The 14,968-nt window shown below is 67.9% G+C and carries 15 protein-coding genes; 12 read left to right on the forward strand and 3 right to left on the reverse strand.

The features are described from left to right. Positions 1–4: 4 nt before the first annotated feature. The 3 genes from AB8619_RS01555 to AB8619_RS01565 are packed head-to-tail and all read right to left on the reverse strand — an operon-like array spanning position 5 to position 3,046. On the reverse strand, positions 5–1,024 hold the full coding sequence (locus tag AB8619_RS01555) for a TIGR03617 family F420-dependent LLM class oxidoreductase (RefSeq protein ID WP_436794702.1): 1,020 nt from the start codon (positions 1,022–1,024) through the stop codon (positions 5–7). After that, the gene (locus AB8619_RS01560) at positions 1,021–1,788 is read right to left on the reverse strand and encodes an enoyl-CoA hydratase/isomerase family protein (protein WP_436794703.1); all 768 of its coding nucleotides are present in this window, start codon (positions 1,786–1,788) and stop codon (positions 1,021–1,023) included. The genes AB8619_RS01555 and AB8619_RS01560 overlap by 4 nt, the downstream gene beginning before the upstream one ends. Before the next feature lies 1 nt (position 1,789). Further along, positions 1,790–3,046, reverse strand: a complete 1,257-nt coding sequence (locus tag AB8619_RS01565) for a cytochrome P450 (RefSeq protein WP_436794704.1) — start codon at positions 3,044–3,046, stop codon at positions 1,790–1,792. 84 nt (positions 3,047–3,130) lie between these two features. Here AB8619_RS01565 and AB8619_RS01570 point away from each other — a divergent pair, with 84 nt between their 5' ends. The 12 genes from AB8619_RS01570 (at position 3,131) to AB8619_RS01625 (ending at position 14,936) form a co-directional block, all read left to right on the forward strand. Next, entirely contained in the window at positions 3,131–4,300 is a 1,170-nt protein-coding gene (locus AB8619_RS01570; protein WP_436794705.1) for an acyl-CoA dehydrogenase family protein, read from the forward strand. A 16-nt stretch (positions 4,301–4,316) separates the two neighbouring features. Further along, a complete protein-coding gene (locus tag AB8619_RS01575) occupies positions 4,317–5,531 on the forward strand; it encodes a DUF445 domain-containing protein (protein ID WP_436794706.1) in 1,215 nt (404 codons plus the stop codon). A gap of 152 nt (positions 5,532–5,683) precedes the next feature. Then, positions 5,684–6,412: an MlaE family ABC transporter permease gene (locus tag AB8619_RS01580; RefSeq protein ID WP_436796333.1), complete on the forward strand. Its 729-nt coding sequence runs from the start codon at positions 5,684–5,686 to the stop codon at positions 6,410–6,412. After that, complete coding sequence (locus AB8619_RS01585) at positions 6,412–7,287, forward strand: MlaE family ABC transporter permease (protein ID WP_436794707.1); 876 nt, start codon at positions 6,412–6,414, stop codon at positions 7,285–7,287. The genes AB8619_RS01580 and AB8619_RS01585 overlap by 1 nt, the downstream gene beginning before the upstream one ends. A 4-nt stretch (positions 7,288–7,291) precedes the next feature. Next, positions 7,292–8,320 (forward strand): MlaD family protein, encoded by a 1,029-nt coding sequence (locus AB8619_RS01590; RefSeq protein WP_436794708.1) that lies wholly within the window; start codon positions 7,292–7,294, stop codon positions 8,318–8,320. Next, positions 8,320–9,342: an MCE family protein gene (locus AB8619_RS01595; RefSeq protein WP_436794709.1), complete on the forward strand. Its 1,023-nt coding sequence runs from the start codon at positions 8,320–8,322 to the stop codon at positions 9,340–9,342. The genes AB8619_RS01590 and AB8619_RS01595 overlap by 1 nt, the downstream gene beginning before the upstream one ends. Beyond that, complete coding sequence (locus AB8619_RS01600) at positions 9,339–10,355, forward strand: MCE family protein (RefSeq protein WP_436794710.1); 1,017 nt, start codon at positions 9,339–9,341, stop codon at positions 10,353–10,355. Before AB8619_RS01595 ends, AB8619_RS01600 begins: the two co-directional genes overlap by 4 nt. Continuing rightward, on the forward strand, positions 10,352–11,356 hold the full coding sequence (locus AB8619_RS01605; RefSeq protein WP_436794711.1) for an MCE family protein: 1,005 nt from the start codon (positions 10,352–10,354) through the stop codon (positions 11,354–11,356). The genes AB8619_RS01600 and AB8619_RS01605 overlap by 4 nt, the downstream gene beginning before the upstream one ends. Then, complete coding sequence (locus AB8619_RS01610) at positions 11,353–12,360, forward strand: MCE family protein (RefSeq protein WP_436794712.1); 1,008 nt, start codon at positions 11,353–11,355, stop codon at positions 12,358–12,360. The genes AB8619_RS01605 and AB8619_RS01610 overlap by 4 nt, the downstream gene beginning before the upstream one ends. Next, positions 12,357–13,661 (forward strand): MCE family protein, encoded by a 1,305-nt coding sequence (locus AB8619_RS01615; protein ID WP_436794713.1) that lies wholly within the window; start codon positions 12,357–12,359, stop codon positions 13,659–13,661. Before AB8619_RS01610 ends, AB8619_RS01615 begins: the two co-directional genes overlap by 4 nt. After that, entirely contained in the window at positions 13,658–14,260 is a 603-nt protein-coding gene (locus AB8619_RS01620) for a hypothetical protein (protein WP_436794714.1), read from the forward strand. Before AB8619_RS01615 ends, AB8619_RS01620 begins: the two co-directional genes overlap by 4 nt. After that, positions 14,253–14,936, forward strand: a complete 684-nt coding sequence (locus tag AB8619_RS01625) for a TetR/AcrR family transcriptional regulator (protein WP_436794715.1) — start codon at positions 14,253–14,255, stop codon at positions 14,934–14,936. Before AB8619_RS01620 ends, AB8619_RS01625 begins: the two co-directional genes overlap by 8 nt. Positions 14,937–14,968: the final 32 nt, after the last annotated feature.

A 14,968-nucleotide genomic window follows, 5' to 3' on the forward strand; every position in this document is an offset into this window, starting at 1 on the left:
GGGGTCAACGGGGATGGCGGAGCGTGTGGGCCACGGAGGTCCACGCGTTCGCCGCAGGGTCAGGGCGGGGTCGTTCGTAGCTGGTCACGCGATCGGCGATGTCGCCGTAGCGGCGCTGGAGCTCGCGGCCGACGTGTTCGGGGTCGCCCACCACGGCGAAGGTCTCGAGGATCTCGTCGGTGATGAGCGAACCCATTTCGGCCCACTCCCCACGCTTGGACATGGCGTGCAGTTCGGGCTGGAGATCGCCCCAGCCATGGAGGTCGAGCACTGGGCGGTAGGCCGACGTCGAGCCATAGAACGCCAACTGACGTCGCGTCGCAGCAGCGGCCGCATCGATCGCTGCGGCGTCCGTTCCGGTCACCACGAATCCGGGAGCCACGATCTCGATGTCGGTGAGTTGCCTCCCGGCGCGCTCGCAGCCGCGTTCGAGTGCGGGCACGGTGCGTTCCCGGAGGAAGCGCTCGGACGAGAACCCGTGGCAGATGAACCCGTCGGCGACCTCGCCCGCGACCTCGGTCATCATCGGACCCACGCCGGCAAGGAACACCTTCGGTGCTCCGTGCCCATGGGGGCGCGGCGCGAACATCGGCGTCATGAGCGTGTGGCGGTAGAACTCGCCGTCGAACTCGAGTGGCGCGCCGTCCTCCCACGTGTTCCAGATCGCGTGCAGCGCACGGACGAACTCGTGCATCCGCCGGGCCGGGTGTGACCACGGCATCGAGTAGCGGTTCTCGATGTGGGGTCGGATCTGGCTGCCGAGACCGAGGACGAAGCGGCCGCCGCTGAGCGACTGCAGGTCGTGGGCAGTGTTGGCCAGCGTCATGGGCGTGCGTGCGAACGCAACGGCGATCGACGTGCCGATCTCGATCTGCTCGGTGGCAGCAGCCGCGAGGGCGCACGACAGGAACGGATCGTGGTTGGTCTCTGCCGCCCACAGCGCGTCGAAGCCGGCGGCCTCGGCAGCGCTCGCGAGCGTCGATGCCTTCTGTGGGCGGATCGTGGCGCCGAGGTCGACCTTCACTTCTTGTCTCCGTACGAGTCGAGTCGAGCGTTGAAGGCGGGGTCGGAGCGCATCACCTCGACCTGGATGTCGAGTTCCATGCGGATCACCTCCGCCAGATCGTCGAGTGCGAGTGCCCTGTTCAGCATCTCCTTGGTGCGCCGCAGGCCGAGCGGCGACTTCGACAGCAGTCCGTCGGCCACACGTTGGCCCGCCGCGTCGAGGTCGGAGTCGGTGACGACCTCGGACACCAGGCCGAGTCGCTCGGCGCGGTGGGCGTCGACCGTCCGGCCCGTGAGCATGAGTTCGGACGCGACCGAGAGGCCGACCATGCGGGGGAGGAACCACGAGATCCCGACGTCGCAGCCGCTGAGTCCGATGTCGATGAACGTGTCGTCCATCCGAGCGGACTCGCCCGCCACCCGCACGTCGCAGGCGAGCGCCATCACGAAGCCGCCTCCCTTGGCCGCTCCGTGCACGAGCGACACGACGGGCTGTGGACAGGCGCGGATCAGGGGCATGAGGTCGATGATCCGACGGGTGTCCGCACCGGTGAGTTGGGCGCGCAGGTCGAGGCCGGCGCAGAACGACGGCCCGGATCCTCGCAGCACGATGACCCGGACGTCGTCGTCGTCGGCGACCGCCGCGAAGTAGTCGCACAACGCATCGATGAGCGTCGGGTCGAGCGCGTTGTGTTTGCGCGGGCGGTTGAGGGTCAACCAGTCGACGGCACCCTTGCGCTCGATCAGGAGCACCGGGGCGTTCGGGTGGTCGGTCTCGGTCATGTCATGCCCTGCCTGTCGTGCAGCGGATCGGGACGTGCTTGGCGCCACCGACGAAGTGGGCCTTGGTCCACTCGGTCGGGCCGGTGGTCTCGATCGACACGAACTCGCGCCGCAGGCCGTCGAGCACGGCCGCGACCTCCATGTGTGCGAGGCGGGCCCCGAGGCAGAAGTGCGGCCCGTGTCCCCAACCCACCTGGCGGTTGGCGTTCGCCCGTCCGACGTCGAGTCGGTGTGGCTCGTCGAACATCGCAGGGTCGCGGTTGGCTGCCGGATACGAGAGGAAGATGCGGTCGCCGGGCGAGAACCGCCGGCCGGCGGCCTCGGCGTCGACCTGCACGTGCCGGATGAAGTGGCGAACCGGCGCGGTGATGCGCACCACCTCGTGGGCGGCGTTGTCGACCAGCGAGGGATCGTCGCGGAGGCGCTGGAACTCGTCGGGGAACCGGCAGAGCGCGTCGATGCCCCCGGACATCGCGAACGACGTGGTGTCGTGCCCCGCCGTCGAGATGATCACGTGCAGGCCGAGGGCGGCCATGGTCTCGATCGGCGTGCCGTCGACCGTGCCGTGGACGATGGCCGAACAGAGGTCGTCGGTGGGCGACGACTTGCGGGCCTCCATCAGGTTCATGAGGTAGGTCGCGACCTCGTGGATGGCAGCGAGAGGATCGCTGGTCCCCAGTTCCTCGTCCTCGGAGCTGAACATCTCCTGGGTGAGCTTCAGCATCACCGGTTCGTCTTCGCGGGGGACGCCGAGCATGGACATGATCACTCGCAGCGGCAGGGGGAGCGCGATCTCCGACGCGAAGTCGCACTCGCCGTTGAGTTCGCGGAGTCGGCTCATGGATTCGCTCACGAGCTCGTCGACCGCGGGCTTCAGGACACGCAGCGTCGAGTTCTTGAACCAGTCGACGACCACCTTGCGATGGGCGAGATGATCGGGCCCGTCCTGGTTGACGAGCATCTTGAGCTGACCCCAGACGTCGTCCTTCCCCTCGCCCGTCAACCCGGGGGTGGCGAGCAACGCTGGCTCGTCGGTGTTGGCGAACTCGTCGGGTCTCCGCGACACCTCGAGCAGGACTTCGAGATCGGTCACGACAGAGAGCGCCCCGAAGATGTGATCGTCGACATCGAGGAAGGGGCCCGGACCGCGGACGCCATCGACCCGCCGGTGCCATGACTCGGGGTCGAGGAACGACGAGCCCCGGAGGAACAGTCGAGCTGCGTCCGCCTGGGCATCAGGAGTCTCGGTGACGGTCATGCGCCGACGGTAGCAAATGAATTGGACAGTCGTACACTTCCTTGCGTACGCTGCGTCCGTGCTGGATCAGCGAGAGCGGCTCACGTGAACTTCAACGACACGCCGGAACAGGCTGGCTGGAGGGCCGAGTGTCGAGCGTGGATCGCCGCGACGCTGGACGGTCTCGTCGAGGGCGACCTGATCGGTCGGGCCCGGGCGTGGCAGGCGGCCAAGTTCGACGCAGGGCTCGCCAAGATCACCTGGGAGCCCGAGTTCGGTGGTCGCAGCGGATCTGCCGAACAGCAGATCATCTTCAACCAGGAGGAGGCGGCGCAGAAGACCCCTCCGGACCTGTTCACGGTCGGCCTGAACTTCGTCGGCCCCACACTGCGCGCCCACGGCACGTCGGGGCAGCGGGAGCAGCACCTGCAGCCGCTCCTCCGCGGCGACAAGATCTGGTGTCAGATGTTCTCGGAGCCGAACGCCGGCTCCGACTCGGCCGGCCTGGCGACCAAGGCGGTGCGCGACGGCGACGAGTGGGTCATCGACGGACAGAAGGTCTGGACCTCCGGCGCGCACATGGCCGACTTCGGCGAGGTGCTCTGTCGCACGAACCCCGACCTGCCCAAGCACCAGGGAATCACGGCCTTCATCATCGACCTGAAGTCACCAGGCGTCACCGTGCGGCCACTCCGCCAGATGACCGGCACGTCCGAGTTCAGCGAGATCTTCCTCGAGGGTGTGCGGGTCCCGCACGAGAACGTCATCGGTGAGGTCGACAACGGCTGGCACGTCGCGGTCACGACGCTCATGAACGAACGCAGCTCGATCGGCGGCGGTCGGGCCGGGCCCAGCACGCTCCCCGCGCGGCTCGCCGATCTCGGCCGTCGGCGCGGCACCCTCGACGCGAACACGCGCCAACGCATCGTCGACATCTGGATCCAGGGCGAGCTCGCCCGATACCTCGGCCTGCGAACGCTCACCGCAGCGCTCCAGGGTCGGCGCCCCGGGCCCGAGGGTTCCGTGGCCAAGCTCGGATCGACGAAGCTCAACGTCGAGGCCGCCCAACTCGGCATCGACCTGTTGGGTGCATCAGGAATGCTCACCGAGGGCGACGATGCCCGCTGGGTGCGCAAGTTCCTCTGGTCGCCTGCGCACCGCATCGGCGGTGGTACCGACGAGGTCAACCGCAACATCGTCGCCGAGCGGGCGCTGGGCCTGCCGGGCGAGCCGCGCACGGACGACTCGTTGCCGTGGAATCAGGTACCCCGCTGAGATCAGGACGGCTTCGATGAGTGGACAGATGTGGTTGTTCGTCACCGTGCCCACGGTGACGGCCTTCATCGGCTATGTGACGAACTGGGCGGCGGTGAAGATGATCTTCCACCCGGCCGTGCCACGCGGCATCGGCCCGCTGCGGTGGCAGGGGATCGTCTACCGGATGGCGCCGAAGTTCGCCCAGGAGATCGCCAAGACCACCGGCGAGGTGCTGTCCCCTGCGGACATCGTCGAACGAGTCGACATCGGGGGGCTCGTCGAACGGCTCTTCGCCGAGCACGAGGTCGTCCTCGACCGTGCGGTGGGGGCCAGCTTCGACGTCCTCGCGCCTGCGGTCTGGGACTCGATGGATCCTGCGGCGCGGGAGCAGCTGCGGAACATGCTGCTGGCCCAGGCCACCGGATCCGTCGACGGGCTCGTCGAGGCACTCGGTGACCGACTGCCCGACGTCCTCGACCTGAACGCGCTGCTCGTCCGCGAGTTGACCGGTGAGAACGCCGGCCGCCTCGCTCGCGTGACCGGCGAGATCGCGGCGCGCGAGCTCCGCTTCATCGAGCTCTACGGCGCCGTGTTCGGCTTCGGCGTCGGCGTGGTGCAGGCCGTCCTGTTCGGCGTGTTCGGCATCTGGTGGACGATGCCCATCGTCGGAGGCATCGTCGGCTTCGGCACCAACTGGCTCGCCATCCAGATGATCTTCCGGCCTCTCGAGCCGCGGCGCTTCCTCGGGCTGGTCACCTACCAGGGGATGTTCCCGAAGCGGCAGCGCGAGATCGCCGCCGACTACGGATCGATCACCGCTCGCGAGATCTTCACCCCGGCGAAGCTGTTGTCGGCCGTGGCCGAGAGCTCGTCGCCCGGGGCCTCGAGCGCAGAACTGCGATCGTTGGCCGTGGAACGACTCGCCGAGTTCCGGCCGATGCTCGCCATGGTGGCGGGCGGGTCCGAGCCGTCCGACGCAGTCCTCGGCGAGGTCGTCGATGTGTTGTTGGCGAATGTCCTCGCGCTCGAGGGCGCCCTGCGACCCACGGTCGAGGCGCATCTCGCCGACAGCCTCCGCCTCGACGAGTTGATCGAGGACCGACTCGGATCGCTCGACAAGGAGCAGTTCGAGCGGATGCTGCGTGGAATCTTCGAGGAGGACGAGTGGATCCTGGTGGCGATCGGCGGGGCGCTGGGGGCGCTCATCGGCGTGGCCCAGGGCCTCCTCGTGCGCTCCTTCGACCTCTGATCGGAGAGTTTGCCGAGATGTGCAATCTTGCACATCCCTCGCAAAAGTGACACAGTTCACAAAACGCAGACGAACGTCAGGGGGTGTTCGAGTTGGCCGTGCAGTCACGCGTGTTGCAGTTGCCCGGGGCATTCCTGGACGCGCTCGGCGGCATGGCGGCACTCGCACTCGAGGGGACGCGCCGGACCTGGGACATCCGCCGATGGTGGCGTGAGTTCCTCGACCAGTGCGACTTCCTGGCCAGCGTGACGATCCTGCCGGTGATGCTCGTCGCCGTCCCGTTCGGCGCCGTCATCTCGCTCCAGCTCGGGCAACTGGTCGCGCAGCTCGGGGCACAGTCGCTCACCGGCGCTGCCGCCGTCACCGGGATGATCCAGCAGATCGCCCCCATCGTGACCGCGCTCCTCATCGCCGGCGCCGGTGGTTCGGCGATGGCTGCAGACATGGGCGCTCGGAACGTGCGCGACGAACTCGCAGCGATGGAGGTGATGGCCGTCAACCCCACGCACCGACTCGTGACGCCGCGCCTCTGGGCCGCCACCGTCGTCGGCGTCTTCCTGATCTCGCTCGTGGTGGTCGCCGGCACTGCGGGTGCCTTCTTCTTCAACGTGTTGTTGCAGGGCGTCTCTCCCGGGGCGTTCTTCAACGGCGCGACCACGCTGGTGAGCCTCCCGGACCTGGTCGTGGGCCTGCTCAAGGCGGGCATCTTCGGGTTCGTCGCTGCCTCGGTCGCCTGCTATCGGGGCATGACCTGCGACATGGGTCCGGTGGGTGTCGGCAAGGCGGTCACCGAGTCGGTGGTGCAGACCTTCATCGCCGTGTTCGTCCTCAACTACGTGATCACCGCCCTGTACCTGACGATGTTCCCTCCCTCGATCTGATGACCGCCGCAGCGCACTCCTACCGGTTCTCCCGAACGGCGAAGCGTCTCCGCGGCATGCCGACCTCGCTCACCACGTCGATCGGTCAGGTCGGCGACTTCGTCCTCTTCTCGGGGAAGGCCCTCGCCGCCGTCTTCACCGAGATCCTCGTGCGCCGACGATTCTTCAAGGAGGTCGCCCGCCAGATCTCCGACGTCGTGTCCGGCGCGGGAGCCTTCGTCGTCGGTGGGGGCATGGTCTTCGTCGTCGGTGCGATGTCGCTGGCCACCGGTGGCACCCTCGGGATCCAGGCCTACGAGGGCCTGCGGACGATCGGTGCAGAATCGCTGACCGGCATCGTCACGAGCCTGGGCAATGTCCGTGAGATCACCCCGATGATCGCCGGCATCGCACTCGCAGCCCAGGTGGGCTCGAGCTTCACGGCCGAGTTGGGCGCCAAGCGGATCAGCGAGGAGATCGACGCCCTCTCCGTGATGAGCATCCCGCCCATCGCCTACCTGGTCTCCACCCGGATCCTCGCAGCGCTGATCGCGATCGTCCCGCTCTACCTGGTCTCGCTCTTCGCCTCGTTCTTCGCATCCGAGGTGGTCACGGTGCGGATCCTCGGTCTCTCGCCCGGCGTCTACGACTACTACTTCGGGCTCTTCCTCCCGCCGGTCGACCTGTTGTACAGCCTCATCAAGGCGATCGTCTTCGCCGTGCTCGTCGTCCTCATCCACTGCTGGTACGGGTTCAATGCTTCGGGCGGGCCGGCTGGCGTCGGCCAGGCCGTGGGTCGGGCCATCCGCACGTCGATGATGGCGATCGTGGTCGTCAACCTCCTCCTCTCGTTCCTCTTCTGGGGAACGACGACGACAGCGTCGCTCACCGGGTGAGCCGATGATCCTCGACGCCGCCCGTACCCGTCTCGCTGTCGGGTTGATCGCCATCGTCGCCGTCAGCGCGCTTGCGTCCCTGCTCGTGCTCGCAGCCACGGGCGCCTACGCGGACGACTATCGGCTGACCGCTCGCACCACGCGCGTCGGCTTCGGTCTGGACGACACCTCCGAGGTCAAGATCCGCGGCATCAAGGTCGGCACGGTCGAGCGCCTCGAACTGCTCGACGACGGAACCGTCGAGATGACGTTGAACATCGCGAAGGACATCGAGATCCCGGTCGATGCAACAGCGACCATCGAGCCACTGTCGGTGTTCGGCCCGAAGTTCGTGGACGTCCGACCCGGCCCCAACGAGGTCGACGGACCCTTCCATGGCCCCGGTGACGACATGGGCTCCGTCGTCGAACCGACCGAACTCGCCGACACCCTCGACGCGGTGGTCACGCTCCTCGACACCGTCGACGCCGACGAGGTCTCGACGATCGTGTCCGAACTGGCGCGGGGTGTCGACGGCTTGGGCGAGGAGATCGGATCGTCGGTCGACGCCGCCAACGATCTCGCCACGCGCATCGACGGCAAGCAGGCGGTGATCAACGCGTTGCTGGCCGACGCTCGCTCGCTGTCCTCGACCCTCGCCGAACGCATCGACAGCATCGACACACTGGCGCGCGACGGCAAGGACGTGCTCCGCACGATCGACGAGCAGGGTGACGCATTCGGCGAACTCCTGGTCGGCGTCAGCGAACTCGCCGTCCGAGGCGACGACCTCCTCACTGCGATCGGCGACGACCTCGACCCGACGCTCTGGGCGCTGGAACGAGGAGCCGGCGTGCTCCACGAACAACTCCGCTTCCTCCCCGACTTCGTCGACGGCCTCGATGCCGTGAGCGCACTGCTCGGCACGGGGCTGCTCCAGTGGGACCGCGGCAACGGTGTCTGGGGTGGCATCGGCCACGGCATCCTCGACTTCGAGCCGTGCGCGTTGATCGGCGATGCCAACTGCCCGGATCGAGAGGGTTACGAGGGCTGATGCTGCGTCACCCACGGCTCATCCTCTTCGTCCTGATCAGCGGGGCCCTCACGCTCTGGATCGCGAGCGAGATCACCGGCTTCGAGCGGTCGGTCGACCGTTATCAACTGAGTGCCACGTTCGACGACGCCACCAATCTCGGTGCCGGGGACCCGGTCAAGCTCGCCGGCGTCCGTGTGGGAACCGTGGCCGCGGTGGAGTTGGTCACCGGACGCGCGGTCGTTTCCTTCGGCGTGGACCGCGGGGTCGACCTCCCGGTCGACTCGCTGGTCTCGGTCCAGGCCCAGGACCTGCTCGGTCGCCGACTCCTCCGACTCGATCCGGGGTCCGACGATGCGATGCTCGACGACGGTGACGAGATGGAGAACACCGCATCGGCCGTGCATCTCGGCGACCTCATCAACGAGCTGGGGCCCCTGCTCGAAGCGGTACGACCGGAGCAGGTGAACTCGCTCGTGTCGGCCCTCAACGACGCCGTCACCGGAAACCGCGAGACCATCGCCGGCATCACCAACGATCTCGCCACCGTGCTCGACACCGCAGCGTCGCGCAGCGACACGATCGCATCGCTCGTGGACGACTACGGGGTCCTCGCCGGCGAGGTCGCGAACCGCGACCAGAGCATCCAACGGTTGCTCGACAACCTCGTCCGTCTGACCGAGACGTTCGAGGCGTCCGAGGACGTCCTCGTCGAAGCCCTCGACACGATCCCGGGCACCACGGACGCGCTCCGCTCGCTCCTCGTCGACAACGCCACCCAGGTCGATTCGATCCTCGCCGATCTCGCGGCGGTGACCGAGTCGCTCCAGCCTTCTCTCGACGACGTCGACCTCGTCCTCGCGGGCCTGCCGACCGTGCTCGAGAAGGTGTGGTCGGTGATCGACGACGGGCGGTACATCAAGATCAACTTCTCGTGCGTGGCTGCCTCGCCGCCGCCGTGCCCACACCCCGTGGTCGGGCAGACCGACACGCCGGAAGACGCCAGTCTGGGCGAGACCCTGTTGGGCGTGCTCGGGCTGTGAGGTCGCTCCAATTCTCTTTCCGCGACCTGCCGGTGCGCCTGGTCGGCATCGCCACGGTCATCGCCGCGGTGGCTGCGACGATCGGCGCCTATGCCGTCGGCTCCACCGGTCTCTTCGCAGACACCTACGAGGTGAGTGCCGTCCTCGAGGAGACCGCTGGCCTGCGCAGCGGTGATCCCGTCCGCGTGGCCGGCATCGAGGTCGGCCGTGTGAGCTCGGTCGAGCCGGACTTCGACCAAGGCGTCGTCGTCGTGACGTTCGATCTCGACTCCGGCGTCGAACTCGGCCCGGAGACGACACTCGAGGTCGCACTCGCCACCCTGCTCGGCGGCCGCTACGTCCGGTTGGCCGGCCCGGTGGTCGAGCCATTCCTCGAAGACCTCCCGCCCGAGCAGCGTCGGATCCCGGTCGAGCGCACACGCCTTCCCCTCGGTGTGATCGACGCGCTCGGACAGCTCACCACCACGGCGGAGGAGCTCGACGCCGACGCCATCGACGAGTTGCTCGGCCGTGCGGCGGAGCTCGCGCGAGACAACGCGGGGGAGACCGGAGACATCCTCGACGACGTGGTGACGCTCGCCGAGGTCCTCAACGCTCGCCGTCAACAGATCGAGGATCTGGTCGACGACACCGTGCAGGTCACCGACGCCCTCGCTGGCCGCGACGAGACCATCGCCCGCCTCATCGACACCTCGCAGGCGCTGCTCGCCGAGATCGCCACCCGCCAGGACCAGGTCCGTCTACTCCTCGGATCCGGCAGCGAGGCGGCCACCACCCTGGCCGATCTGATCGAGCGCAATCGCGACGAGCTGGACACCATCCTCGCCGGGCTCGACGCGACGACCGACGTGCTCGACGGACGTGTCGCCGAGGTGGACGAGACGTTGGCCGCGGCCGGACCGACCGTCGGAGCGCTGGCCGACATCGGCAAGACGGGCTCGTGGGTCGACGTCGTGCTCACCGGCCTCTCGTTCGTCCAGCTGCGGAACATCATGCTGGAGGCGCTGGGATGAGGCGTCTGGTGCGTGTCGTCGCCGCAGTCCTCGTCGTGGTCCTGTTCCTGGGCAGCTGCTCGACGTCGGGATCGGACACCTACGAGATCGTGGCGCGGTTCAGCCGCGCGGTCGCCGTCTACGAGCAGAGCGACGTGAAGGTCATGGGTGTCACGGTCGGCCAGGTCCGGGATATCGAGATCGACGGCGACGAGATCGTGGTCACCCTCTCCATCCGCGACGACGTCCCGCTTCCGGCCGATGCCACTGTCGCCATCGCTCCGGTGTCGCTGATCGGCGAACGCGACATCGTCCTCCCGGCATGGACCCCCGGGCAGGAGCGAATGGAACCCGGCACGGTGATCGGCGTGGATCGGACGATCATCCCGGTCGAACCGGACGAGGCGCTCCAGGCGATCACCGACCTGGTCGAGGCCCTCGACCCTGCGTCGGTGAACGAGCTGCTGACCGCGACGTCCGGCGCGCTGGCGGGCAAGGGTGCCACCATCAACGAGGCGCTGCTCCAGCTCTCCCGACTGATTCCCGCCATGGCCGACCAGGACGAGGACCTGTTGTCGATCGCCGACGACGTCGATCGTCTCGCTGCGGTCGCGCGTGCTCGCGAGGCGGAGATCGGCCGACTGCTCGACGACTTCGCCACCGTCGCCGGCGTGCTCGACGAGGAGCGCCAGCAGATCGTCGACTTCGTCGACGCGATGGTCCGGTTGGCGCGTGAGGGCAAGGCGCTGCTGACGGCGTACGAGGTGACCCTCCCGGAGGACCTCGACGCCGTCGCCACCCTCGCGCTGACCATCAAGGTCAACGCCGGCGCGGTGCAGCAGTTGGTCGACGAGCTTTTCTCCCTCAACGTCGAGATCGTCGATGCCTACGACGGACAACACATGGCGATCCGTGGTCGCGGCCCGATCGATCGCACGATCCTCGAGCAGTTGCTCCCCATCCTCGATGAGCTCGGCGCCGATGTGCCCTGTCTCCCGACGTACTCGTCGACGTGCGGATGAGACGCTTCGCTCGTCTCCTCGTCCCGATCGTGATCGGGGTGCTCGCCCTGTCGTCGTGCACGCTCGAGACCACCGGTGCGATCAAGGGTGATGCTCGCTACTTCGCTCGCTTCGACGACGTGCAGGAACTGGTGATCGGGCACACGGTCCGCATCTCCGACATCAACGTCGGCACCGTGCTGGGCATCGAGCTCGACGGATACGAGGCCGTGGTCGAGTTCACCGTCGAGAACGGACGCTCGCTCGCGGAGGGCACGACGGCATCGATCGCCGTCACCTCCCTCCTGGGCGAGAACTACATCGCTCTCCAGCTGCCCGACCACCCCGAGGACCAGCCGGTGTTGTCGACGGGATCAACGCTGCCCACGGGTGGATCGACCGCGACCGTGGAGGAGTTGGCGATCGAGCTGCTCGGTCTCACGCGGGCTGTCCAGGGTCGAGACGTCGCAGCCATCGTCGAGGCGGGCGCGCTCGGCATCGGCCCCCGGGGGGCAGAACTCAACGAGCTCATCGGAACTGTGGGCTCGGTCACCGACAACCTGGCGGCACAGTCGGCGGTCTTCGACGCGCTCCTCACCGACCTCGACGTCGTCCTCGCCACGTTGGCGACCGACGCGGGAGACATCGGCGAGACCATCGAGCTTGCCGCCGATGCCACGGGCTCATTGGCTCGCCAGCGCGAACGTGTCGTGACCGTGGTCGAGGATCTCACCGCTCTGGCGGTGACCCTCGACGCCGAGGTGCTCGCTCCCCACCGAGAACGGCTCACCAGGATCATCCACGACCTGGCGCCGGTGGTGTCTGTCGTCGCTGACGAGCGAGACCGGTTGATCCGCACCATCGAACAGCTGGTCGTCGTCACCGAGCGGATCCCCACGGCGATCCATGAAGGCGGTGTCGTGGCGTACGCCTGGCTCGACGACTTCAGCTTCGGCGACGCGACGCTCCAGACGACCGAGCTCGGTCGGGCATTGGGCGAGTTGCTGCTCGGAGTGACGCCATGAGGCGGATCTACCTCAACATCGCGGCGTTCCTGGTCCTCACCGCGGCGACGATCGCCTGGTCGGCCGTGAACTTCCTGCATCTCGACTTCGTCGAACGGCCCTACGTCGTGACTGCGGAGTTCGAACAGTCGCCGGGTCTGCGGTCCGGCTACGAGGTGACCTACCTCGGTCACGCCGTCGGTCGGATCCGACAGGTCGAACTGGTGCCCGGAAGGAGCGAGGTGCAGCTGGCCATCGACCGCGGTGTCGAACTTCCGGCCGACGTGGTCGCCGCGGCACGGCGACGCTCGGCCATCGGCGAGCCCTACGTCGACCTCGCGCCGGCGCCCGGGACCGACCCCGACGCAGGCGCACGGCTGGCCGACGGCGACCGTGTCGAACTTCCCGACACCTCCAGCCCGCTCCAGTACGGCGACCTCTTCCGATCTCTCGACACGCTCGTCGAGACCATCGACGCCGACGCGCTCGGCACCGTCGTCGAGGAGTTGGCCGCTGCGCTCGACGGGCGAGGCGACGACATCCGTCGTATCGTCGACAGCACCGAGGAGCTGACGACGACCCTGTCGGAGAACGGCGACGACATCGAGCGTCTCGTCGACGGGGTCGCCGAGATCACCGATGTGCTCGCCACGCACCGAGACGCTCTCGGGTCCGGAATCGACAGTCTCGCTGGCCTCACCGAGGCCATGGAGGAGGCTCGGCCGTCGATCGAGACACTCCTCGAAGAAGGCCCGTCGACCGTCGCGCTCATGAATGCCGTCATCGACGCCGCCGACGGAGCAGTCATCTGCACGATCGACGGGACCGCGACGCTCGACGCCGTCCTCGATGCCGACGCAATCCGCTCGCTCGAGGGTGTGCTGCAGCGCTCCGCAGCTTTCGCCGACGTCATCGGTCTCGTCCAGGATCCTCGCGACGGCATCTTCCGACTCATGATCTCGCCGAGCGGTGGGAACCCTCCCACCATCGAGTTCGCCGCTCCCAAGCCGTACCCCGGGGCGCCGGACATCCCGACCTGCCCGGCCCAAGACGTGGCCATCACCGAGGCCGCAGTGGCCGACGAGGCCGCGCCGGGAACCGGCGGAGAGCGACCGGGAGCCGATGGGTCGGACAGCGCATCCGAACGACCGGGCTCGACGCCGGTCGATCTCGCGAGTGGTGACGGCGACGGCGACAGCGGCCGGTCGCCGCTCGAGCGCCTTCTGCGCGCCGCAGTGTTCGCGCTGCCGATCTTCGCGGCACTCGGTGCCGCCGCGTGGCTGGTGATCCTGGTGAAACGACGACGAGGGCGGTCCGTGTGAACGACATCGAGGTGACCGTGGAAGCGGAGCGGGGTCCGTCATCGACGACGCGCCGGCGTTGGCCGACGACGGTCGTGGCAGTCCTGTTGGTGGCCGCCGCCGTCGGCGCGATCGTCTGGGGCTCGGCCCAGCGAGACGACGCCGCAGAGCGCCAGGCGATGATCGACCGGCAGCGAGATGCCGTTCTCGTCGCGAGCGGGTTCGTCGAAGCGCTCATGAGCTACGAGCACGAAGACCTCGACGCTCAGCAGTCCGCGGTCGAGAGCTTCGCGACCGAGCAGTTCCGCGCCGACTTCGTCGACGCGTTCACCACCGACGTACGGGATCAGATCGTGGCCGAGAAGGCCAGTTCGACCGTCACCGTTGACGACGTCTACGTGACGACCGACGACGGCGACGAGCTCGGCGTCATCGTCCACGCACTGTCGGAGGTGTCCAGCGAGGGTGGGGCCACCGCCGAGCTGGAGTCCTACCTGCGCGTCCGACTCGTGCGTCTCGACGATCGTTGGAAGGTGGACGATCTCACCTCCTTGGGGAGTCGCGATCTGAGCTCGCCGTTGGCGCCGCCGGACTCCGAGGAGGGCGAATCCGATGGGTGAACGGCCGATCCGAGCGGAGGGTCGTCACGCGACGGGCCTACGCGAACGGAACAAGTGGAAACGTCGTGAGGCGATCCTCGATGCGACGGTGGGCCTGCTCCGCGAGCGCGAGTTCAGCGACGTCACGATCGAGGAGGTCGCCGCGCTCGCGGAGGTCTCACCGCATACGGTCTACAACCTGATCGGCCCACGAGATCAGCTCGCCTACCAACTGATGGGGCGGGTGGTCTGGCGCATGGCCAAGACGGCTCCGCTGCCCGATGTGGTTCCCGAGGATCCATCGGAAGGTCTGCGAGCGGTCACCGACCACGGGGTCGATGCCCTGATTGCCGAACCGACGGCGTATCGCTGCATCGTCCGCGCGGTGTCGTCGTTGCCCGAGTGGCCGACCGATGGGCGCGAGTCGTTCGACGTCTACGACAAGGCGGCGCGAATGCTCGACGAGGCGGGAGCGCTGCGACCCGGGATCACCTATCGCGTGGTGTCGAGACACACCATCCTCGGAATGTTCGGGGCGATGATGGCCTGGGCTCGAGGGCAGTCCGACGAGCGCTTCCGGATCGACGCGCGGCTCAATCTCGCCCTCGTCCTCGCGTCGACCACGACCGGCGTCGCTCAGGTCCGGGCGATGGGCGATGTCCAGGAGCTCGGTCGAGGCGCACAACAACTCTCCTGACACATACTCCCGGGCGCGGTCGGGTATCTGGG

Origin of the sequence: Actinospongiicola halichondriae (assembly GCF_049103745.1) — a bacterium.
Taxonomy (GTDB): domain Bacteria; phylum Actinomycetota; class Acidimicrobiia; order Acidimicrobiales; family Salinilacustritrichaceae; genus Salinilacustrithrix; species Salinilacustrithrix halichondriae.